The sequence below is a fragment of the Microcoleus sp. EPA2 genome (genome assembly GCA_020882975.1).
In the GTDB taxonomy this organism is placed as follows: Bacteria; Cyanobacteriota; Cyanobacteriia; order Cyanobacteriales; family Microcoleaceae; genus Microcoleus.
In genome coordinates, this window is record JAHRFD010000017.1 from 102,796 (window position 1) to 124,306 (window position 21,511).

The window sequence follows — 21,511 nt, forward strand, 5'->3', positions numbered from 1 at the left end:
ATGAACGACGAAATTTTTGACAAAATTGAATTCGATGATGACGGCGAAGCAAAGGAAACTACTATTATTGGAGATGCAACCATGAACGACGAAATTTTTGACGAAATCGAATCCGATGATGACGAAGAAACTGAAGCGACTGTGCTTTCAGACACCCTTTACATTCCTCTCGGCAAGCCCAAAAGTCTGAAAGAGATTCCCCTAGCTTTTACCGTGCCAGATAACATCGAGCCAGTAACAGTCAAAGGCTTGACGCTAGGTTGGACAAAAGCTGCTTTGCATGAGCTTTCGACCATCCAAAAAGCTATTTGCAAGGGTGATTCAACCATCAAAAATCTCCCTTATGCCTCGCTGCGAGGTTTGTTAGAAGTAGGACTTGACAGTGCCGCACGGATTCAGTCAAATGTAGGTTTGAGTAACTATTCGTTGAATCCTCAAAGTGTAAATGAGCCTGAACCATTTGCTTACTTAAATTGCGCAAATTCTCAAGATATCCAGAAAGCGTTACGCCCCATTATCAACGAGTGGATGATAAATTTTATCAAACCTTTTGCTAAAAAAGAAGAGGGGCTATTGGAAGTTATCGACCGTTTGGAAGATTTCCATGAGAAACAGGAGTTGCTAAAAATTACTGTGTTAAAGTCTCATGTTTTACCTTGGAAGTGGTCAGCAGCAACAGGAACAACTCAGGGAAAGAATGATGATTATCGCGCGTTAGTCGATTATGCAGCTCGTGCGATCGCCGGAAAAGAGATTTTTCAGGGGCTAGGAACAATGAAGCGGGTTATTTCCAGCAGTGGTAGCCTCACAACTGGGATGGCAAAATTAATTACCGATCCCATTACTCTACCAGACACTACAGGAACATTCAGTCTGGTGGTACGCTTAGAAGTTGTAACCTATCCTTCTTTGCACCAGCCTTTATTGAAGATAGATGTCTCCAAACGCCGATGGTTCAGTAAGTTAAAACCTGCACGCTATAACTCAGCAGATATTAGCGGTTTTGTCTTTTCTCAAAACTACAGCGATCGCGCTTTTAGCTACACAGTGCTTTCCCAGTCGGAAAAACAGGAGAAAAATCAGCAGGACAAAAAGAAAAATTGGTTTTGGGCGATCGATAAAGATTTTGAAGCATTGCGTGGCAAGCTAAAACTCCCGCTGAAAACCCCTAACGGTCAAAATATTGATGGTTCCCAAATTGCTTTGGGTCAAGCTTCAACAGAACGCTGTCAAGTAATGTTAACTTACCGCAACGGACTGCAAGAAGGAAAACACGAGATTGATGCTGGTGTACCGGAGATTGATAAATTAGAAGCTTTTGAGGCGATCGCCAAAATTCTTGAACCTATCGGTTTTAAAGCTTTTGATAATTACTCTCCTGTAAAATTTAAGAGAGGTGAAAGCCACAAATTAGATGATGCAGCTTCACGCATGATTAATTTGCCTACTCTGTTAGGTGCTGCTTTAGAAGTTCTCGAAAAAGACGACTGCTATGATTTGACTCCCAAATATCTAGAAAGCTTTGAGGACAATGAGTTAAACAGCTTGCTCACTAAACACCTTGATACCAATTTAGATAATATTGCAAAAGGCAGAAAAGCCCTTAAATTGGTTTGTCAATTAAAAGAACTCCAGGCGATGATTCAGGCAAACCAGGAAGCTATGCGTCGGCTATATCCTAACGAAAGACTGTTGCTTGTTGTCTTTTACGAAGAACAATGCCAAACCGAAATAAAACTGCTGCAAGCAATGATTCGCGTTCTCTGGGGTGGTGCGATCGAACTCATTGCTAATCGTTTGCCAGCAAACACTCACGGGCCGAAAGAGTCATTGTCAGGTGCAAATTTGAAACCGAAAGAGCGATCGCAAAACCGCATAAAAGCCTGGGACTCGATCGTCCAACAACTGGCTTTACGCAAACAGCGCACTTTTTGCCTCGTAATGGCGCCGGAATGGTATCCAAACAATAAACATGACGATTCGGTGAATAAACCATCATCCCGTCAAGCACTGGCTAAAATCGCCGGTTCTTGCGTGCAGTTTCTGCTACCAATTGAAAAAACTAAGGAGAAAAATATTCTCAACCTCGATAATTTTTCCCATCGAGTGCAAGCTGCTCTAAAAGACTTACTTTCAGCTCATTCTGGTCGCATTGATGATGTCAAAGAAAAGGTTGACAAATGGCTAAAAGATACTCCAATAGAAGCCAGGCCAAAAGAAATTATCGGGATTACGATCGTCCGCAAACAGAAAGGTCGCACTCGCGGCTCTATTGAGAAGACATTTTTACCAGTTGCTATGCGTCTCAACGTGGAGACAGGCGAGTGCGAACTGTGCTGTGCTTATGAGAAGGGTAATAATTTACAAATCAGTCCTTGGAGCAAGTTTTCTGATGCGATCGCCTTCATTTCTCAAATCTCCCCCGTGAAACTGGCTGACAAAGAAGATGTGCGTCGGAATCGTTTCATGGAATTTGTCAAGCAGATTATTTCCAATTCTGTAGAGGAGGGAAATCAACCATTAGTTACGATCGATTCTTCCAACTGCGTGAAACTTTGGTCTTGGCTTGCCGATTCTAAAATGAATGCAAATCAGATTAATTTTGATACCAAGTCGGGAAGCCCCTTGCACGAACATATGGAACAAGAATGGAAAGGCGCGCGGATAATTCGGATTCGCCAAGACCTCGCCCCTGGAATTATCGATAAAAAAGTAAGATATTTTGCAGAAACTTTTCTGGAAGATCGGCGAACCAAAGAAGAATTAACTTCAACTTTTGAAATTCCATCAGCCTCCAGCGCAATGAAGTTATTTCGGCTAAATCCAACTAATCAAAGCCGCGAAATTAATCAAACTGGTTGTGTTGCTTACCTGTCTGTAGGACGTAAAACCCTCCATAAAGAATCGCGCGGTCAAAGTTGCTATTGCTCGACACAAATTAGTACACTTTTCAAAATCAAAAAACAAGATGATTCGCTTGAAATAGTTTTAAATAAAGCTGGATTAGAGGTTCACAAAATCGGAAGCCGTTCACCTTATATCGGACAATTGCCAACTCCTAATCCCCTTGAGATTGTTGTTACCTTGCGACAAGAAAATGACAATCCCGATCGCCTTGCTGCGCTTGTAGAATCTCTGCGCTATAGTTTCGGTCACTACAGCGACTGGTCGAGTTTACCTGCTCCCCTGTTCTTCGAGCGTGTCGTGCGAGATTACATCAGCGAATTTGCGATCGTCGAGGATGAAGAGATGGAAGAGGAATCTGACCTAGAACAAATGACTTAGACAGGACTTACGCAATCGGCGAACCGAATACCAACGGATAAATTTTGATTGAGATTATATATCAAATCAATATATCATTTTTTCTCGCATCGATCTTCAGGCGTAGGGGGACGATCGATTCGCCGTTTTGGCGGTGACTTAGTAGTTCGGTTGGTAGCATCAGCAGTAAAAGTTTTACTCAATTCTTCGTTCAACAACCACCATAATTCCCCTGAGTTTTCCCTCTGGGGTCAAGCTTTGGGTAGTCCGAATTCGTTCACCCGAATTAATCAAATTGATAGTTTCCACAGCCCTGAGACTTCCCGTTGCTTTCTCCCATACTTGAAAAATTATCAAATCCTCTCCAACTTCTGTCGCTAGTGTCTTGTAGTTGGAAAAAGGAGAGTCTGGACTTTCTATTGCTATTTGTCCTTCACCCACAACATGACCCACAAAATTTTGGGTTTCACTCTGACCGTTGGCATAGGTTTGAACGTTAGTTTGCCTCCACTGGTTATCAACTATTTTTTGGGTTAATACTGCTGTAAATTTCATCTTTTCCTTGCAGTCTCCATCGAGTATTGTCCAGTCTCCCTCCCAAACTCCTATATGTTTGGGCAAAACTTTAAAGTTAGTTATTGGTGGAATATCGCTCATTGTTAGCTACTCCGAGTTAGTGGTTTATGAGATTATACATTAAATTGGCGCTCTTCAATCTTCATTTTCTACCTGGTTATTTTCTTCATTATTATCATCATTATTTTCTCCCCATTTTTGAGGCGACTCGGCCGCGCGCTTGGTTGTCTGGCGATTGACTCCGTAAATAGGTGTTGGCTGGAATATTTCTAGTTGCTGAGGTTCGGATTGTGGTGGTTCTATTATGGTTGGTAGTTTCGGTTTCTCAAATTGCATTCCACCCCGCCGCCGCTGGGATGTTCTTTCTTCGCTGGTGTTCTCGGTGACGACTTCGTAGAGAATTGCTAGTTTATTGACATCGCTGCTTTTCCGCAAAACTCGACCTAGACGTTGGATGTATTCCCGTTCGCTACCTGTGCCTGATAATATAATAGCAATTCTGGCATCGGGAACGTCAACTCCTTCGTTGAGTACGTGGGATGCTACCAGGGTTTTGTATTCGCCACTGCGAAATTTTTGCAGGATTTCATGGCGTTCTTTGACTGGGGTTTGGTGGGTGATTGTGGGAATCAGAAATTCTTGGGAGATTCGGTAAACTGTGGCGTTGTCCCCTGTGAAAATTAGGGTGCGCTGGGGGTAATGTTTTTCTAGTAATTCCCCTAATATTCGCAGTTTGCCTTCGGTACAAAGGGCGATGGCTTTGGCTTGGTTGTGGGCTAGCATGGCTTGGCGTCCGGTGGCCGATCGCGCGCTGGCCATGATAAACTTTTTCCATCCTTCCAGGCTGGATATTTTAATGTTAGACTGTTTTAAGAATTCGTTGCGCGTGTTGATTAATTCGCGGTAGCGATCGCCTTCTTCTTTTGACAGTTTTACCATGATCTGGACTATCTTGTGTTCGGCTAAAGCATCGCCAGCCAAGTCTTCAGGCTTTCTGCTAAAAACTGTCGGACCGATCAGGAAATGCAAATCGCTATGGCGGCCGTCTGTGCGATCGGGTGTGGCTGTTAGTCCTAGTCGAAAAGGGGCGATCGCATATTCGGAAATCACTCGAAAAAAGTCCGTAGGTAAGTGATGACATTCATCAAAAACTAGCAAGCCGTATTTGTTGCCCAAGGTTTCTGCATGAATACTTGCGCTATCATAAGTTGCTACTAAAATCGGCGTTTTGTCCCGCGAACCTCCGCCTAACAATCCGATTTCAATTTTGGGAAAAGCTGCTTTCAAATTAGCATACCACTGGTGCATTAAATCCAGAGTTGGCACTACAATTAATGTACTGCGACCAGTGACTTGCATGGCTAATTGTGCCAGGTAAGTTTTCCCGGAAGCCGTGGGAAGCACCACAACTCCTTGACTACCGGCTTGCTGCCATGCAGCCAGGGCTTGTTCTTGATGTGGATAAGGCTGCATTTCCACGCTGGGTACGAGTTCGAGTTGTTCGTAGGCGCGGGCAAGGTCGGTGAAGTTGACACAATCGGCCTGGAGGCATTCTACCAGGGGACGGTAGTGAATCGCCCGAATGCGGAATTTTTCGACGCGATCGTCCCATGTGGCAAAATCCACCCAGTCTCTGCCTTTTGGTGGTGGATGTAGCAGGAGAGTTCCGCGATCGAATGTTAAGCTAGGTATCCGTGGCATTTTTTTTTACATATATTGACAGCAGACTCTCTTTAGGCTACTTTTATGAGGAAATCTATTCAACCATAATCTACTATACCGCGTTCACTTACTTTCATAATTTTATGTTTGATTTTATCAAATACAAAAAAAGATTTGTAGAAGCGACTAAGGGCTGGGATAATGAAAAATGGAGCAATGTAGATAGCAATTCCTTCCTGATTTCTGCCCCGATTCTGCAAAATCGCCACGTCAAAAATTGCCGCTTAGTTGAAAGTCGGGCAAAACTGTTAGAATACCTGCCTAAAGATAGTGTTGTTGCTGAGGTGGGAACTCAATATGGAAACTTTGCTGAAAAAATATTTTCTATTACTCAACCCAAAAAACTGCATATCATAGATAATAATTTGCAATTATTTAAAACCCAGGTAACTCAGAAACAAAAAATCCTGTTACAAGAGGGCATAAAAAATGGGACAATCGAGCTTCATGAAGGCGATTCATCGACAATTTTAAGTGAGTTTCCCGATGAGTATTTTGACTGGATTTATATTGATGCTGACCACGCTTATGAAGGTGTCTGCAAAGATATCGATCGAGGATATAAAAAAGTAAAATCCGACGGGATGATGGTTTTTAACGATTATACAAATTGGTCTATCTGCGAGATTATGCCTTATGGTGTTGCCAGAGCGGTCAATGAATTTTGTTTAGCTAATAACTGGGAAATCGTATTTTTGGCACTTCAGTCTCTTGGCTATCACGATATTGCAATCAAGAAAAACAGCGACGACAAGGAAGTGCGAATTCAGTTGCCAGATGAGGATTCAGACTGGGATAGTGCCCAAATTCAAATCCAACAGCTTCAGTTAGAGTTAGAGAAAGCTAAAAATAGGATTTATTTGATGGAAAATGACAATTTTGGGAAAATGCGATCGTACTGGCTGAAAATCAAACAATTGTTCGCCCCCACAGTATGATTTCTAAACCTAGTATCTCCAAATCCCCTACTTCGCCGGAGTTGTGGCGGGTCTCAAGTGCTGACATGGCGCATGGTATGATGCCGATGGGATAATTTCTAAGCTAGATTCGATCGAAGTATGGCTAAAATTTGAGGTTTATAGATGGAAATAGGCGTCCCGAAGGAAATCAAGGATTTAGAGTTTCGAGTTGGCCTGAGTCCCGTCAGTGTCCGCGCTTGTTCAGACAAAGGCCACACAGTGTTTGTCGAAACAGGTGCCGGTACTGGGGCTGGTTTCGCCGACGAAGACTACATTCAAGCAGGGGCTAAGATTGTCTCAAAGCCGGAGGATGTCTGGAATCGGGAACTAATTGTTAAAGTTAAGGAACCCTTACCTGCTGAGTATCCGCTGATCCAAAAAGAGCAGTTGCTATTTACATATTTGCATTTAGCAGCCGATCGCACGTTAACCGAGTATTTAATGGAAAGTGGAGTCCAGGCGATCGCCTACGAAACTGTCGAACTCCCAGACAGGAAATTGCCACTGCTAACCCCCATGAGTATTATTGCAGGGCGTTTGGCCGTGCAGTTCGGGGCTCGGTTTTTGGAACGCCAGCAAGGAGGCCGAGGCGTACTTTTGGGAGGTGTACCAGGGGTAAGACCGGGCAAAGTTGTGATTTTGGGCGGCGGAATCGTCGGGACCGAAGCAGCGCGTATTGCTGTTGGAATGGGTGCTAGAGTGCAGATTTTGGATGTCAATGTCGATCGCCTAGCTTATTTAGAAACTCTGTTCGGTTCCAGAGTGGAATACCTCTACAGCAGTCCTTTACAAATAGAAGCTGTTGTCCCCGATGCTGATTTGTTAATCGGTGCGGTTTTGGTGTTGGGTAAAAAAGCCCCAACTCTGGTTTCTCGTGACTTTGTTGCCAAAATGCACCCCGGTTCTGTGATAGTTGATGTCGCAGTTGACCAAGGTGGTTGCGTAGAAACTTTGCGGGTAACTTCTCACACCAATCCTACCTATATTGAGGAAGGAGTCGTGCATTATGGTGTGCCAAATATGCCCGGTGCAGTGCCTTGGACTGCGACTCAAGCTTTGAATAACAGCACTTTGCCTTATGTTTTGCAGTTGGCAAATTTCGGGATTAAAGCTTTGGAAACCAATCCTAGTTTAGCCAAGGGATTGAACGTGCAACATCACCGATTGGTGCATCCTGCGGTCCGCGAAGTTTTCCCAGATTTAGCTGATTGAATCTGATATTGCTTGGCTGTTGGAGAACACTTTACTAGGACATGAATACCGGATTTGATATCACTTGTGGCTGGGTCGGAAGTGATATCAAATCCGCTTTTTTCCCTAAGCTTTTAGCTAAAGAAATAAACGGTTAAATTAAATCGGGATGACAGGATTTGAACCTGCGACCCCCTCGTCCCGAACGAGGTGCGCTACCAAGCTGCGCTACATCCCGAATCAAGTCAATGTTTGAATATTATATCATATTCAACTCGAAATTCAACATTATAGTATATAATAATTTGTAAAATACTAACCAGGCAAAAACAGACGTGACAGTTAAGCCACAGTGGTTGCGAGTCAAAGCCCCCCAGTGGGAGCGCGTCGGCAACGTTAAGGAAATTTTGCGGGATTTAGCCCTGAATACGGTTTGCGAAGAGGCTTCCTGTCCCAATATCGGCGAGTGCTTCAATGCAGGTACTGCCACATTTTTAATCATGGGGCCAGCCTGTACCCGCGCTTGTCCTTACTGTGACATTGACTTTGAGAAAAAGCCCCAACCTCTCGATCCGACGGAGCCGAAAAGATTGGCGCAAGCAGTAGAGCGCCTGAAATTAAACCATGTGGTGATTACTTCGGTGAATCGGGATGATTTGCCAGATGGCGGTGCATCCCAGTTTGTGCACTGCATTCAAGCAGTTCGTTCTGTGATGCCACAGACGACTATAGAAGTTTTGATTCCCGATTTGTGTGGCAATTGGCAAGCTTTGGCAATTATTCTGGGAGCTAAGCCGGAGGTACTCAACCATAATACTGAAACTGTCAAACGACTTTACCGGAAAGTGCGACCACAGGCCAAGTACGATCGCTCTCTGGAACTGTTGCAACGCAGCCGGGAAATCGCACCAGAGGTTTACACCAAATCTGGGATTATGGTGGGACTGGGAGAAACAGACGAGGAAGTTCGTGAGGCTATGCAGGAGTTGCGCGCTGTGGGGTGCGATATTTTGACAATTGGACAGTACCTGCAACCTAGTCAAAAACACTTAAATGTGGAAAACTTTGTGACACCGGAACAGTTTGATGCTTGGAGAGAATTTGGTGAATCTTTGGGCTTCTTGCAGGTTGTGGCTTCTCCCTTAACTCGCAGTTCTTATCATGCCGAACAGGTGAGGGAACTGATGGAACTTTACCCTCGGTAGAAATGCTCGGTTGGGCGATCGTTGGCGTCTAAATCTGAGAGTTTATGAAGTTTTATGAAAAAAGCAACTAATTTTCAGAAGTGATCGGGAACCAGCAGATCGGTGATGAAGATTAACTTAACTTCTGACGAGAGTCACTTGTTTATAGCTAGAGATTATCTATACTAGCTACATAAACAAAGAAGTAGAACACACTTTCCTGGTCTCCAAACTGTTACATCAGAAAGTTCTTGGCATTTTCCCGAAAGTTACTAAAACAAGATGGTAAGTCAAAGTTCGATCGGACAACAGTATTCCAGTCAGGAAAATTAGTAAAGAAACAAAAAGCGGTGATGCTTCGTCCTAACCAAATGGGCATCATAAATATAAATAACCGCTAAGCGTAGCATCTTTTCACCCGGAGCCACTGAGAAAATCACTATGCCAGCCACCTCTTTTTACGCTGAAGCTGAATTCGACGAACAACTGCGAGTAAATCCCTTGCAAGATGATGTGTTGGATGAGGATGCTGAAGAAGCTGGAGACGAACTCATCGACCAAGAAACAGCAGAGACTGAAGATGCAGACTCAGCAGCAAAGTCTCAAAAAAATGCTAATCGCCGCACTACTGATCTAGTGCGTCTGTACCTCCAAGAAATAGGGCGGGTACGTCTGTTAGGTCGAGATGAGGAAGTCTCCGAAGCTCAAAAAGTTCAGCGCTATATCAAATTGCTAGAATTGCGGAACACCGCCGCTTCGCAGGAAGAAGGAAAGATTCAGGGCTTCGTGCATTTAATTGAGGTGCGCGATCGCTTGGCCGCACAGTTGGGACACAAACCTTCCCTGGAACGTTGGGCCACCACGGCCGGAGTCGGTGATGTGTCGGAACTCAAGCGGATTATGAGTGAAGGTAAGCGCCACTGGGCCGAGTTAGCAGAGATGACAGTAGAGACCTTGGAAAGGACTCAAACTGAAGGTGTCGAAGCTAAAGACCACATGATTAAGGCTAACTTGCGCCTAGTCGTTTCGGTGGCGAAAAAATATCAAAATCGTGGCTTAGAACTACTAGACTTGATACAAGAAGGTACTCTGGGACTGGAACGAGCTGTCGAAAAGTTCGATCCGACGCGGGGCTATCGATTTAGCACCTACGCCTACTGGTGGATTCGCCAGGGAATTACACGGGCGATCGCTACTCAAAGCCGTACCATCCGCCTCCCGGTTCACATTACCGAAAAGCTGAATAAAATTAAAAAAGCCCAGCGCAAAATTTCTCAAGAAAAAGGTCGGACAGCCACTATAGAAGATATCGCTGTTGAGTTAGATATGACTCCGATCCAAGTGCGGGAAGTTTTACTCCGAGTACCCCGCTCTGTTTCTCTAGAAACTAAAGTTGGCAACGAGAAAGATACAGAGTTGGGCGACTTGCTCGAAACAGACTGCGTATCGCCAGAAGAAATGCTGATGCGAGAAGCTTTGCACCGCGACTTGCAGCAACTGTTGGCAGATTTGAGCAGTCGCGAACGAGATGTGATTCTGATGCGGTTTGGTTTGGGTGATGGACACCCCTACTCACTGGCAGAAATTGGTCGTGCACTGGATTTATCTCGCGAGCGTGTCCGCCAAATTGAAGCTAAAGCTTTGCAAAAGCTGCGTCAGCCCAAGCGTCGCAACCGCGTGCGGGATTATTTAGAGTCTCTGGGTTAAAGTTGGTACATCCACAATCCTGTGATGTCAGAACCCGGACTTCTTCAAGAAGTCCGGGTTCTCCTGTCTTTAAAAATTATCAATAAGCTTTGATATTTGAAAAATATCCCGATCGTTGTGTATGATTGTCAATAGACAGACTTTCTTGAGAGGGTCACTATGGCACTTTACACAGCTTCTTCCTTCAAATCGGAACTCAATGACAAAGGCTGGCGGATGACTCCTCAACGGGAAACCATCTTGCACGTTTTTCAGAACCTCCCCAAAGGCAACCACCTGAGTGCGGAGGATTTGTATACTTTGTTGAAAAATCGCGGAGAAAACATTAGCTTATCCACTATTTACCGAACTTTAAAGTTAATGGCAAGGATGAGCTTGTTGCGGGAACTCGAACTAGCAGAAGGTCACAAACACTATGAAATAAACCAGCCTTATCCGCACCACCACCATCACTTAGTCTGCGTTCAGTGCAACCGCACGATCGAATTTAACAACGATTCGATCTTAAAAATTGGCATGAAGCAAGCTGAAAAGTCAGGGTTGCACCTCCTCGACTGCCAGCTCACCATTCATACTGTTTGTCACGAAGCTTTGAGAATGGGATGGCCTTCTTTGGTTTCGAGTAATTGGTCTTGTCCGAGGTCGATCGCCCAAAATGCCAACGCCCCGGAATCAAGCGACTAAAGTTACACCTATATTCGCGTTTTAAGTACAACTTGTTACAAAAATTAACAAATATTGGTGCTGCCTTGGCTAGAAAGTTTTGGTCAACAAATCGTCACTGCTGACCCGGTAACTGCGCTGAGCTTGGTCAAGAGCGGCTTGAGTGGGAGCATCCAACACTCCACTAATGGGACCGTTGTAAAAACGGAGGTCTCGCAGTCGTCTTTGTAACTGGTAAATGCTCGATCGAGAAGTGATGCTAATTGGAACTGTAGAACCTCGATCGACCTGTGGTATGCTCACGCCCCCAGGGGGAACTGTCTGTGCAGTCTGTTTCTGACTTTGCTGTAAAGCTCCCTGAGTCTGTCTATCGACCTTTCCAGTCCCAGACAGGCGGTTAGCTGTCTGAAACCGAATCAGCGCGGCCTCAGTAGCTCGATCGAACAAACCATGAATCGGACCTGCATAATAGCGCAATACTTGCAGTCTCTGTTGTAACTGCTCTACTTGTCGGCCCGTGTCACCGAACTTGAGAAAGTCCACCACAAAATTTGGCTGTTTACTTTGTCTAGGAAAAAAAGTAGCTTGAAACTCAGCCCTCCGGGTATCTATCGCAATCAAAGTAGCCGTGTCAGCACAGCCATCTGTTACCAGAAAATTATCTTGCTGAAAACGAGTAACAGCATAGAGAGTACGTTCCCGAAACTTGCCATCAACAGGACCTTTAAAATAGCCCAAATCCTTTAACTGCCGCTGAATCAAGTCTACCGTCGCTCCTCTGTCTCCAAAGCGCAACCCTCTGCAACCCCCATTTCCAGAAATAACGTCGGGATTCGGATTCGTTGGCAGGGGCTGGGACGGTCCTAAGAGCAAAGCTAAAGTTTGGCTGTCAGCCACACCAGTTACCCGTAGTCGGTTAATTTGTTGGAAACTTCTGACAGCTTCTTCAGTAATTCTGCCAAAAGTACCAGTAGGAGTTGTTGTAAAATATCCCAACTGCTGCAACTGGCGCTGGAGAACTAAAACATCTTCACCCTTGTCTCCAAAACGCAACTCCCGATAATTATTGGTATCAACAGTTCTAGAAGCTTGAGTTTTCGCCCTTAAACTATTGAGTGCTGATACTGTATCGCGATCGGGTCTTCCCGTCAGGGATAGTTGATAGTCTCGCTGAAAGTTAGTCAAAGCTTTTTGAGTGAGGGGGCCGAGTTGACCGGTGGAACTTCTGTTAAAATAGCCCAACTGTCGCAATCGGTCTTGAACTGCTCGCACATTGGGGTTTCCTGGATTTATTTGAGCAAAAGCCGAACTAGCTGCACTCACAACCGATAGTATTAAAGCCAAAGATAATAAACGGAAATAAGTATGGCTGGATAAGTATTTCCACTCGATCCCTTCTAAAATTGGAGACTCTGTGGATGCTTCGTCAGCCAGAGCAAGTTCGAGATAAGCAAGAGATTCCATAACTTTTGATTGTGAAATTGTAGCTGGGCTATGTGGGAAAACTGCCAAAACTCTATTTTGGCCTGTGACTCAATCTATGGAGACTAAGTTTTACCTGTATACACGTAGCACCCCTGTCGATCAAAAAAAATTCCACTCAAAATATCGTTGCAGGTAACAACCAAGATAGCATCACTGTTTTTCTTGACCTGCTGCTCGTCAGCAAAAAGTTGGCAACCACATCTTAGCCTTTAGTCCCGAAGGAAGATGTGTTTTTGGCGATGATTGCTTAATATTTTATCTGCTGGCTGCTAAAAATACCACTGATGCCAGAACCCAGACTTCTCTAAAAAGTCAGGGTTCTGAGGAGCAATGGGCATTTCAGGTTAATTGAGAGCGACCTACTTAACTATTTATTAAAAAATTGACGCTATTAAATTAAGCCGAACCGATCGCAAAGTAAAGCTACTCCCGCTGCAAAAACAGTAATTGCCAAAGCGATGAGGGGATTTTGGCCCCTGCTGACTGCAAAAGATGTCACTACTCCTGCTCCCAAAGCCGCAGTGAGCGCAGCCGTCGCCAAATCTCGATCGGGACGTGGATCGTACATATTTTTTATCCAAGACAGTTTTTATGTCATTCAAGTTACCACTGTTGCAGCAGGTGGGGTGACAACGGGCGGGATTTTGTAACTAACCTTAAAGTTTTGCTAGGTTTCTTAACATATTCTCATTCACCCTCAAGTTTTTCAGTATTGCCACCTTTGACCCAACCTTCACGATTGCCATCCTCAACCCGAATTCGCTGCCACTCTTTATCAGGGGAATCTTCCAAAACCACCACTTTTTCGTTGTAACCGACACCACCAATGCGGTTGGCATCTCGGTTGGCACTATCCCGTAAAATCAACCCAATCGGCTGAGTAACCAGAGCTCGGTAGGCTCCCGGCTCTAGCGGTTTTGGTGAGGGAGTATCGCTAGACTCTGAAACCGGACTAGCTTTCGCTGTTGACGTAGGCTTGGCGTTGGCAATCTGAACTACTTTTTTGTCGTTAGGAAAAACAGGTCTTTCAGGGATCGTGGTGAGTTTAGCTGCAAAGTAAAGTGCAGCCGCCACACTAGCGCCTGCCATTAGCACGATGGCTAATAAAAAGCCAACTAAAAACTTAAAAAAACTATACAAACTGTTCATAAAGCCGCTATTTAAGCAAGAGAGATGGGGAAGTGGGACAGGGGCAGATGGGGGAGAGGGGGAGAGTTGCGAAAATTTTCCTGATTCCTGATTCCTGATTCCTGATTACTTCAAAAGTTTATCCTTGAATTCGGCGACTTAAACTGCCGTATCGAGAAGCAAGACGAGCTTTCCCCGCAGCAGCCCAATCTTGGAGAAACTGGATTTGTTCTTGGGCAGTTCTTGCCAAGGGTACCATTTGGCTAGCTGATTCTAAAATATCATCTGTGGTGAAATCTCGATTCTGGCTAAACCCAATGTGCATCGCCTCGATCAATGTTTGCTCGATTTCTGCCCCGGAAAAATCAGGAGTTTCGTAAGCCAAACGCTCTACATCGTAATTTTTGATGCTGTGCGATCGCAGCCGCAACAAATGTACCTCAAAAATTGCCCGCCGTTCTTCCTGAGTAGGCAAACCCACAAAAAATATTTCGTCAAACCTACCTTTTCTGAGCATTTCTGGTGGTAAAGACTGAATGTTGTTCGCGGTTGCTACTACAAATACTGGAGAAGTTTTTTCGGCTAGCCAGGTAATAAAAGTCCCAAACACTCGGCTAGTGGTTCCCGAATCCCCTTTACCATCCAATCCCCCAAATGCTTTGTCAATCTCGTCAATCCATAACACGCAAGGTGCTAAAGCTTCGGCTAGCTGAATCATTTGTCTGGTGCGGGATTCCGATTCGCCGACTAATCCGGCAAATAGGCGTCCGACATCCAAGCGGAGTAGGGGTAAATGCCAGTGATGGGCGATCGCCTTTGCAGTCAAAGATTTGCCGGTGCCTTGAATTCCCACTAACAACAAACCTCTAGGATGGGGTAAACCGTATTGACGCGCGCGATCGGAAAAAGCACCACCGCGTCGCAGCAACCATTCTTTGAGATTATCCAAACCGCCGATATCGGAGATGTTTTCGCGGGCTGGGTAAAAATCCAGAATTTGAGTTTGACGGATAGTTTGGCGTTTTTCTTCTAAAATCAGTTCTGCATCGTTGGAATGGAGTTCGCCTCTGGTGGCGATCGCCTTTGCTAGAACTCGTCGAATACGTTCCATGGATAACCCTTGACAGCAGCGCACCATTTCATCCAGCAAACGCCCTTCTAGGACTTGTCCAATCGCCCCTAACAGCTTTTCCACCTCAATTTTGATTTCCGCCGCCGCAGGTAGGGGAAACTCCAAAACTGTGATTACTTCGCTGAGGTCTTCTGGGATGGAAACAATGGGAGATACGATGACAATATTTTTGGGTTGAGATTTGAGGCGTCTGGCCAAATTCCGCAGTTGGCGGGAAATTGCGACATCTTCTAAAAACCGCTGAAAATCTCGCAGGATAAAGATTGCTGGCGCAGATAGGGGGAGTTTTTCCAGAAATTCCAAAGCTTGTAAGGGGTTGCGCTTGCCAAAACCCACATCATTTGGATTACCTTGGTAGCCATCTACAAAATCCCAGATGTATACAGCGCGAGCACCCTGTTTTTTGGCACTTTGAGCGATCGCCACTTCTACTCGTTCTTCTTCTCGTGTGGGAATGTAAATTAGGGGGTAGCGCGATCGTAGCAGCAGTTCAAACTCATCACTAAAATTGGTCATTTGTTATTTGTTATTGGTTATTTGTTATTGGTTATTTGTTATTGGTTATTGGTTATTTGTTATTTGTTATTGCTTATTGCTTATTGCTTATTGGTTGTTTGTTGTTTGTTGTTTGTTGTTTGTTATTTGTTATTTGTTTTAGTGCTGAAATATCGCTCTTCTTTCTTAGTCCGCGGAGGCGGACGAAAGTTTATGTAGACGCGGTTTCAACCGCCGACTGCTTTGTTTATGTAGACGCGGTTTCAACCGCCGACTGCTGCTGTTGCTCTTATCTAAGGAAGTTGCCGTTTCAGTGCCGCCAGAGATGCCCAACGACTATCAGATATAGTTTCTGAGCTTTCTGTATTGGCATCATTTACAATGATTCCCACGCATTTAGCATCACATATTTGTTTGTGTGGTTCTGCCAGACACAGTTGTTCGTACAGCCAATCACTCGGAGAAAAAGAACCCGTGGGCGACAAAGTTTCCACCAAATCTTCAAACTCCACCTTCATTTCTATCGGATTTGTATCTGGGCGATCGGCTTCTTTATCCAGCCAAATTAATTCCGATGAGTTCAACACCAATCTGTGATTGTACTGTTTCAAACATCTATGACAAGTTAGAGTAACAATAGTTTCTGCTTTCGCCTTCACCTCAAGATAAGTTCCTTGGTGAGTCACTTGCAATCGTCCTCGCACAGGAGTTAGAGATGCTAAATTGGGAATAAATTCGTCAAACTCAATTACCTCTGTCTGCTCTGATTTTGAGAGTAGACGAGGGATATAAATTGTCTCCATAATCATCCTCCGCCTTCTAAGCCTCAGCCTATTTTACATTTTAGATTGTAGATTGAATATTCAAGATTGAAGAATTATAGAAAAGTACGTCAGTGATGAATCCGAGGGAATGTAGAAAGTGAAAAGGAATAGTTGATTTTTCAATTTTCCCTCTTCATTCTTCCTTCTTCCTTCTTCTTACCCTCAGCGCAGACGCACTACCAAACGCCGATCGGGTTCTTGTCCTTGGCTGTAAGTTTCTATATCCTCAGATTCACTCAAAAAGCTGTGTACTTGACGGCGTTCAGCCGCAGACAGGGATTTGAGTTCAACTTCTACTCCCGTCATCCGGGCTTGCTGTGCTGCGTATTCTGCCATCGATCGCAGTTCTTCTTGGCGACGAATTCGATAGCCATCGAGTTCAACTGTATAAGCAATTGGCTCTTCTGCTTCGTGAGCTATATTTACAACCGTGTTGCAGAGGTACTGAATAGCATCTAGCACATCACCGTTTGGTCCTACCAAAATTGCAATTTGTTCGGGAGTCAGATTGCTTTCATCTATGGTCATCCAATAGCAATCTGCTTGTTGTTCAGATATCACTTTGGATGGAATGGCGGACAGTTTAAGAAATTCTTCTAACCATTGCTGTCCGCGCTGCATTTGAGAGTCTTTCATTGTTAACATCAAGCTTTTTTCTTGGGACGCTTAGGCTCAAAGGGAATCGCATCTAATCCCTGTTCTTTTTTGGTTTTCGCCTCGGCTTCATCCACTATTTTTTGCAGGTTTTCCGGCAGTGGTTCTCGCGACAAAATGAACGATTGAACTGTCTGGAAAATGTTAGCAATCAGCATATACATCAACACGCCGGCCGGCAGCGGAAAGAACAAAAACATCCCGGAAAATATTACAGGTGTGAGTTTGTTAACTGTAGCCTGTTGAGGGTTGTCGTTTGGTCCTGGGGCTTGTCCCGAAAGGGTTTGGTTGATATATAAGCTAATACCAAAGCCGAGGATCATGACCAGAATATCCCAGTGGATTGTACCGTCTGGGTCGATCGCACCAACGCGGCCTAGAGCTTCGATAAACAGGAATCCTTTGTTAGTGGCTAATCCGGGGATTGTGCCTTGAACTGTCACATCACCGGGCGCTATGGCTACGATGTTGCCCTGTTCGTCTATCTTTGCTAGTTCTTCGCCTTTGGTGATTGTCCACCGGGGTACAAAGTCGGTTTCGCTCTTATTTTCTTTGGCTACAGCGCTGAGAGGTTTACCCTCTGGGGTTTGAAATTCAATTTTGGTTTTGTCGCCGACTGCGAGTTTGTCGCCGCCTGGAATTACGCCAATAATGGGAGCGTGAAAAGTACCTGTCACGTAAATATTTTGCGGTGGTGTCGCAAAGGCTTGCGGTTGAACAACTTCCATTTGTTCTTTTGGCAAGACTTGGATGTTAACGCTGTAATTTATGTCAGAAAACGGCGAACCCCTGAGTGTGGCAAACAGCGCAAACAGCACTGGCATTTGGATCACTAATGGGAAACATCCTGCTAGAGGATTACCAAATTCTTTGTATACTTTGCTCATTTCCTCCTGCTGTTTAGCAGGATTGTCTTTATAGAGTTTTTGAATTTGATCTACTCGCTCTTTCATCAACGGCTGCGCTACTTTCATGCGCCGCATATTGCGAAGAGAGCCTGCATTGAGAGGATAAAGAGCAAAGCGAATCACGAGCGTCAGAGCTACGATCGCTAAACCATAGCTTGGCACGATCCCGTAGAAAAAATCTAGGATCGGCAGCATAAGGTTGCTGGAGAGAAATGAGATACCAAAATCCATTCGCTTTGAGTTAATTTAGGTGCTCTATGTTTACTGTTGAGAAATATTGGGTACCGCTGGATACGGGCCACTCAACTTTTAGACTTTTGTCTATCTTAGGACATTGGCTATCGATCGATCGCCCGTTAGCGGTTTTTTGATAATGAGTTTGCCAATTCTCGCACTAACTTAACTTTTTTTGAGAGATGGTAAAACTGTTATTTAGTTTGAGCTGCGTTGGTTTTTTGAGCTGCGGGGGGCAGTTTTTCGTTAATGTAGTCATAAACCGAGCGGAATTTCGGCATCGATCTTAGTTCCAAACGACTGCCATTTTTCAGAGTCAGCACCATGTCTCCATAGGTCCCAAAACCTCGTGGCACCGTCACAATCTTGACTATATCTGAGTAGATCACATCGGTGCGATCGCCACCCATCCAACCGCTAGTGACTGACACGCGACGGTTGGTGATCCGATAGCGCAGCCATAGAGCTCGGACAATTGCTCCGACTGCTAGGGGTATTCCCACTACAGTCAGCGCCAGGAGTAAATTAACGATCAAGTCACCGGGCGCGGGGCCGCCTTCATAATATACTTCCTCTCTAATTCCCATCTAGTACCTCGGCTTCTACCAACAACTGCTCTAATTCTTGCAGAATTTCTGCATAATTGCACTCTTGTGCGATCGGGCGCACGACAATTACTAAATCCCACCCGAATTTTAATCGGGGCAAAAGCTGTCGCAAAGCAGCGCGAATCTGGCGCTTAATCCGGTTGCGGACTACAGCGCGTTTGCTCACTTTGAGGCTGATAGAAATGCCTGTGCGAGTGGGCTGGAAGGATTTTTCCGCTGTCGGTTGGGCCTTGAGGGCGCTTTTTGGTTTCCGCAGAGCTCTTAAGCTCAGATGAGCGGAGTTGCGGCGCATTCCTTTGCGGTAAACGGCGCTGAAGTCTTTTCGGTGCTTGAGTCGGTTTGCTTCGGGCAACATGGCTACGGGCGCGCGATCGGGTCTGTGAACCTTGGGTGCAGTGCTAGACTGCGAGGCGGTGACGACCTTTGCTGCGACGGGCTTTGATGACTAATCGACCGTTTACAGTTCGCATTCTGGCCCGAAAACCGGAGGTTCTTTTTCTTTTGCGGCTGGTTCCGTGCAGGGTTTGCTGTGTCATTTTAATTTCTCCGGGCTGGTTACTTTACTTTTGATTAATATTCACAATCTCCTATTATACCATAGAGTTGTTTCCTTGGCAATAATATTTTCTGATTTGAGATGTATTGAGAGTAAGATTGAAGTTGCGATCGTAGTCTTGAATGATTGGTAAAGCCTAGAACCCCGCAGGCTTTAAGTGCTGTGGCGTTCTAAACCGCTGACATTTATTGAAAGCCTTGCGAAAAAAATTAATTGGATGTTTGAAAAACAATGCGTTAAAATGCCAAATATAACCAACCGGAAAAAAGAGATGAATGCCACAGTATTAACCCCTAATCCGAATCGTTTAACCCAATTAACTTATCAAGTTATAATTGAAAAGCACGATGAAGACCTCTACAGCGCAATAGTTTGGGAATTGCCTGAGTGTAGAAGCTCAGGAGCTAGTAAAGAAGAAGCTTTGAAAGTTTTACACCGATTGTTGATCGAGCGTTTAAAAAGAGTCGAAATAGTCTCTCTTATTATATGGAATTTTTGCTGCAAAAAATCCGCGTTGGCACGCAAGATTTACGGATTGCCGCGATCGTACTTTCAAAGAGTGGTATTCTACTTACCCGGAATCGCCTAGATTTTGAAAAAATCCCTGGATTGAAGTTTGAAGACTGGTCATTGCAATCATAGTTCTGGACGCAATAATTCTAGGGATAGGTGTAACCATATATAGCAATCCTAAATCATTTGTTAATTTCTTACTCCCAGACCTTAATAAGGTCTGGGTTGGGGTGGGGTAAAAAAGTTTACGACTCCTGCAAGGACTGCTATATCAAATAAACCGGGTTTCGGGTTTATTTACCCCATATTTCCTATACCTAAACCAGCAAGAAGTTAACCGCTGTAATTGAATTCGCCTTCACTCCAATCATCACACCTAACTCCTCCCCTGTCAAGACATTTTTAATCAAAGTTCCCTGAGTATTTTGAGTTATTGCTAACTGATTAAAGCTCAAACCTCCGGTTAGTGCGATCGAGTCTTGACCCACGGTAAAATCAGCGATAACATCAAATCCTTGACCTGATTTTAAGACAAAGACATCATTACCGCTACCGCCAATCAAACTATCGTTACCTAAGTCTCCGTAAAGAATGTCGTCACCTTTCCCACCCAGGAGAGTATCGTTATCTTCCCCTCCGTAAATAGTATCGTTTCCTTCACACCCTCCGAGAATATCTGTTCCTTCATTACCACTGATAAAATCGCTGCCTTCACCACCACAAATAGTATCTGTGCCGAAATTGCCGAACAAGTAATCATCACCTTGACTTCCTAAAATGATGTCGTCACCTTTACCTCCATACAAGGTGTCATTATCCTTACCACCATCGATGAAATCATTATCTCGATCGCCCAGGACGATATCGTTACCTTCTCGCCCGTTGAGGGAATCATTACCCTTGCCTCCGTACATCAAATCATTGCCGAATTCTCCCAGGATGATGTCATTATTTTCATCTCCAAATAGGAGGTCGTCACCGCTGCCACCGCTGATAAAATCGTTGCCTTTGTTGCCGTTGAATATGTCGTTTTCGCCGCCACCATATAAGTTGTCATCCCCGGAAGAAGCATCGAATATATTGCCGTTGTTGCTGCCGAGAAATTCATCGTTTTTGGCAGTGCCTGTTGGAATTGCCGATACACCAAGTATGGTGTTTTCAACTGAGTTAGGTTGGTTTAAGTTGGGATAGTCAATGTCATCGCAGATGCAGTCATCGTTGGGGATGTTGTTAGTTATTGGTGTTGGCGTTACTTCGGGTGCTGGCGTTGGTGCGGGTGTTGGTGTTCCCGTTGGAGTCGGTGTTCCCGATGGTGTTGGTGTTTCCGATGGTGCGGGTGTTCCCGATGGAGTCGGTGTTTCCGATGGTGCGGGTGTTCCCGATGGAGTCGGTGTTCCCGATGGTGCGGGTGTTCCCGATGGAGTCGGTGTTCCCGATGGTGCGGGTGTTCCCGATGGCGTGGGTGTTCCCGATGGAGTTGGTGTCGGTGTATCTGTTCCCGATGGAGTTGGTGTTCCCGATGGCGTGGGTGTTCCCGATGGCGTGGGTGTTCCCGATGGAGTCGGTGTTCCCGATGGAGTCGGTGTTCCCGATGGTGCGGGTGTTCCCGATGGAGTTGGTGTTTCCGATGGTGCGGGTGTTCCCGATGGTGCGGGTGTTTCCGATGGTGCGGGTGTTCCCGATGGTGCGGGTGTTCCCGATGGTGCGG

Annotated in this window: 19 protein-coding genes, 1 tRNA gene and 1 pseudogene; 7 read left to right on the forward strand and 14 right to left on the reverse strand. The window is 45.1% G+C overall.

Translation table 11 applies throughout. The annotated features are described in order from the left end of the window. Nucleotides 1–3,285, forward strand: a complete 3,285-nt coding sequence (locus tag AAFP14_RS16310) for an RNaseH domain-containing protein (protein ID WP_341733295.1) — start codon at nt 1–3, stop codon at nt 3,283–3,285. Between the two features lie 174 nt (nt 3,286–3,459). Here AAFP14_RS16310 and AAFP14_RS16315 read toward each other — a convergent pair whose 3' ends face one another. Continuing rightward, nucleotides 3,460–3,921, reverse strand: coding sequence for a hypothetical protein (locus AAFP14_RS16315; RefSeq protein ID WP_341733296.1), 462 nt, complete (start codon nt 3,919–3,921; stop codon nt 3,460–3,462). Between the two features lie 54 nt (nt 3,922–3,975). Next, nucleotides 3,976–5,541 carry a DEAD/DEAH box helicase family protein gene (locus tag AAFP14_RS16320; RefSeq protein ID WP_341733297.1) on the reverse strand — a complete coding sequence of 522 codons (1,566 nt, stop codon included), beginning with the start codon at nt 5,539–5,541 and terminating at the stop codon, nt 3,976–3,978. A gap of 104 nt (nt 5,542–5,645) precedes the next feature. Here AAFP14_RS16320 and AAFP14_RS16325 point away from each other — a divergent pair, with 104 nt between their 5' ends. Further along, nucleotides 5,646–6,500, forward strand: coding sequence for a class I SAM-dependent methyltransferase (locus AAFP14_RS16325; protein WP_341733298.1), 855 nt, complete (start codon nt 5,646–5,648; stop codon nt 6,498–6,500). A 144-nt stretch (nt 6,501–6,644) separates the two neighbouring features. Continuing rightward, entirely contained in the window at nt 6,645–7,733 is a 1,089-nt protein-coding gene (gene ald / locus AAFP14_RS16330) for an alanine dehydrogenase (protein ID WP_341733299.1), read from the forward strand. 143 nt (nt 7,734–7,876) lie between these two features. Here the strand turns inward: ald and AAFP14_RS16335 are convergent. Further along, nucleotides 7,877–7,950, reverse strand: a tRNA-Pro gene (locus AAFP14_RS16335). 88 nt (nt 7,951–8,038) lie between these two features. Here AAFP14_RS16335 and lipA point away from each other — a divergent pair. The 3 genes and pseudogenes from lipA to AAFP14_RS16350 form a co-directional block, all read left to right on the forward strand. Then, nucleotides 8,039–8,917, forward strand: a pseudogene (lipA, locus tag AAFP14_RS16340) (lipoyl synthase); the annotation flags it as partial. 420 nt (nt 8,918–9,337) lie between these two features. Next, nucleotides 9,338–10,603, forward strand: a complete 1,266-nt coding sequence (gene sigC / locus AAFP14_RS16345; RefSeq protein WP_341733300.1) for an RNA polymerase sigma factor SigC — start codon at nt 9,338–9,340, stop codon at nt 10,601–10,603. 159 nt (nt 10,604–10,762) lie between these two features. After that, complete coding sequence (locus tag AAFP14_RS16350) at nt 10,763–11,287, forward strand: transcriptional repressor (protein ID WP_340550219.1); 525 nt, start codon at nt 10,763–10,765, stop codon at nt 11,285–11,287. Nucleotides 11,288–11,356: 69 nt separating this feature from the next. Here AAFP14_RS16350 and AAFP14_RS16355 read toward each other — a convergent pair whose 3' ends face one another. The 10 genes from AAFP14_RS16355 to rpmH all read right to left on the reverse strand — a co-directional run bounded on the left by AAFP14_RS16355 (nt 11,357) and on the right by rpmH (nt 19,270). Next, a complete protein-coding gene (locus tag AAFP14_RS16355; protein WP_341733301.1) occupies nt 11,357–12,730 on the reverse strand; it encodes a peptidoglycan-binding domain-containing protein in 1,374 nt (457 codons plus the stop codon). Nucleotides 12,731–13,142: 412 nt separating this feature from the next. Further along, entirely contained in the window at nt 13,143–13,319 is a 177-nt protein-coding gene (locus tag AAFP14_RS16360) for a hypothetical protein (protein WP_341733302.1), read from the reverse strand. A gap of 119 nt (nt 13,320–13,438) precedes the next feature. Next, nucleotides 13,439–13,900, reverse strand: a complete 462-nt coding sequence (locus AAFP14_RS16365; protein ID WP_341733303.1) for an SH3 domain-containing protein — start codon at nt 13,898–13,900, stop codon at nt 13,439–13,441. A 118-nt stretch (nt 13,901–14,018) separates the two neighbouring features. Continuing rightward, entirely contained in the window at nt 14,019–15,527 is a 1,509-nt protein-coding gene (locus AAFP14_RS16370) for an AAA family ATPase (protein ID WP_341733304.1), read from the reverse strand. Nucleotides 15,528–15,799: 272 nt separating this feature from the next. Further along, nucleotides 15,800–16,309, reverse strand: a complete 510-nt coding sequence (locus AAFP14_RS16375; protein WP_341733305.1) for a YceD family protein — start codon at nt 16,307–16,309, stop codon at nt 15,800–15,802. 183 nt (nt 16,310–16,492) lie between these two features. Continuing rightward, nucleotides 16,493–16,966, reverse strand: coding sequence for a Jag family protein (locus AAFP14_RS16380; RefSeq protein WP_341733306.1), 474 nt, complete (start codon nt 16,964–16,966; stop codon nt 16,493–16,495). Between the two features lie 8 nt (nt 16,967–16,974). Further along, the gene (gene yidC, locus AAFP14_RS16385; protein WP_341733307.1) at nt 16,975–18,123 is read right to left on the reverse strand and encodes a membrane protein insertase YidC; all 1,149 of its coding nucleotides are present in this window, start codon (nt 18,121–18,123) and stop codon (nt 16,975–16,977) included. A gap of 197 nt (nt 18,124–18,320) precedes the next feature. Continuing rightward, entirely contained in the window at nt 18,321–18,713 is a 393-nt protein-coding gene (locus tag AAFP14_RS16390) for a PH domain-containing protein (protein WP_341733308.1), read from the reverse strand. Continuing rightward, the gene (gene rnpA / locus AAFP14_RS16395) at nt 18,703–19,089 is read right to left on the reverse strand and encodes a ribonuclease P protein component (protein WP_341733309.1); all 387 of its coding nucleotides are present in this window, start codon (nt 19,087–19,089) and stop codon (nt 18,703–18,705) included. Before rnpA ends, AAFP14_RS16390 begins: the two co-directional genes overlap by 11 nt. Before the next feature lie 43 nt (nt 19,090–19,132). Then, nucleotides 19,133–19,270 carry a 50S ribosomal protein L34 gene (gene rpmH / locus AAFP14_RS16400; RefSeq protein WP_193974120.1) on the reverse strand — a complete coding sequence of 46 codons (138 nt, stop codon included), beginning with the start codon at nt 19,268–19,270 and terminating at the stop codon, nt 19,133–19,135. 291 nt (nt 19,271–19,561) lie between these two features. Here rpmH and AAFP14_RS16405 point away from each other — a divergent pair, with 291 nt between their 5' ends. Continuing rightward, nucleotides 19,562–19,879, forward strand: a complete 318-nt coding sequence (locus AAFP14_RS16405) for a type II toxin-antitoxin system HicB family antitoxin (RefSeq protein ID WP_341733310.1) — start codon at nt 19,562–19,564, stop codon at nt 19,877–19,879. A gap of 241 nt (nt 19,880–20,120) precedes the next feature. On the opposite strand, the gene AAFP14_RS16410 is transcribed toward AAFP14_RS16405, so the two are convergent. Beyond that, nucleotides 20,121–21,511, reverse strand: a 1,391-nt coding sequence (locus AAFP14_RS16410) for a calcium-binding protein (protein ID WP_472851060.1), incomplete at its 5' end; no start/stop codon positions are given.

Excerpts from the sequence above, each read along its gene's own strand:
- AAFP14_RS16310 (WP_341733295.1), top strand. The coding sequence starts at position 1 with ATGAACGACGAAATTTTTGACAAAATTGAATTCGATGATGACGGCGAA.
- AAFP14_RS16315 (WP_341733296.1), bottom strand. The coding sequence starts at position 3,921 with ATGAGCGATATTCCACCAATAACTAACTTTAAAGTTTTGCCCAAACAT.
- AAFP14_RS16320 (WP_341733297.1), bottom strand. The coding sequence starts at position 5,541 with ATGCCACGGATACCTAGCTTAACATTCGATCGCGGAACTCTCCTGCTA.
- AAFP14_RS16325 (WP_341733298.1), top strand. The coding sequence starts at position 5,646 with ATGTTTGATTTTATCAAATACAAAAAAAGATTTGTAGAAGCGACTAAG.
- ald (WP_341733299.1), top strand. The coding sequence starts at position 6,645 with ATGGAAATAGGCGTCCCGAAGGAAATCAAGGATTTAGAGTTTCGAGTT.
- sigC (WP_341733300.1), top strand. The coding sequence starts at position 9,338 with ATGCCAGCCACCTCTTTTTACGCTGAAGCTGAATTCGACGAACAACTG.
- AAFP14_RS16350 (WP_340550219.1), top strand. The coding sequence starts at position 10,763 with ATGGCACTTTACACAGCTTCTTCCTTCAAATCGGAACTCAATGACAAA.
- AAFP14_RS16355 (WP_341733301.1), bottom strand. The coding sequence starts at position 12,730 with ATGGAATCTCTTGCTTATCTCGAACTTGCTCTGGCTGACGAAGCATCC.
- AAFP14_RS16360 (WP_341733302.1), bottom strand. The coding sequence starts at position 13,319 with ATGTACGATCCACGTCCCGATCGAGATTTGGCGACGGCTGCGCTCACT.
- AAFP14_RS16365 (WP_341733303.1), bottom strand. The coding sequence starts at position 13,900 with ATGAACAGTTTGTATAGTTTTTTTAAGTTTTTAGTTGGCTTTTTATTA.
- AAFP14_RS16370 (WP_341733304.1), bottom strand. The coding sequence starts at position 15,527 with ATGACCAATTTTAGTGATGAGTTTGAACTGCTGCTACGATCGCGCTAC.
- AAFP14_RS16375 (WP_341733305.1), bottom strand. The coding sequence starts at position 16,309 with ATGGAGACAATTTATATCCCTCGTCTACTCTCAAAATCAGAGCAGACA.
- AAFP14_RS16380 (WP_341733306.1), bottom strand. The coding sequence starts at position 16,966 with ATGAAAGACTCTCAAATGCAGCGCGGACAGCAATGGTTAGAAGAATTT.
- yidC (WP_341733307.1), bottom strand. The coding sequence starts at position 18,123 with ATGGATTTTGGTATCTCATTTCTCTCCAGCAACCTTATGCTGCCGATC.
- AAFP14_RS16390 (WP_341733308.1), bottom strand. The coding sequence starts at position 18,713 with ATGGGAATTAGAGAGGAAGTATATTATGAAGGCGGCCCCGCGCCCGGT.
- rnpA (WP_341733309.1), bottom strand. The coding sequence starts at position 19,089 with ATGTTGCCCGAAGCAAACCGACTCAAGCACCGAAAAGACTTCAGCGCC.
- rpmH (WP_193974120.1), bottom strand. The coding sequence starts at position 19,270 with ATGACACAGCAAACCCTGCACGGAACCAGCCGCAAAAGAAAAAGAACC.
- AAFP14_RS16405 (WP_341733310.1), top strand. The coding sequence starts at position 19,562 with ATGAATGCCACAGTATTAACCCCTAATCCGAATCGTTTAACCCAATTA.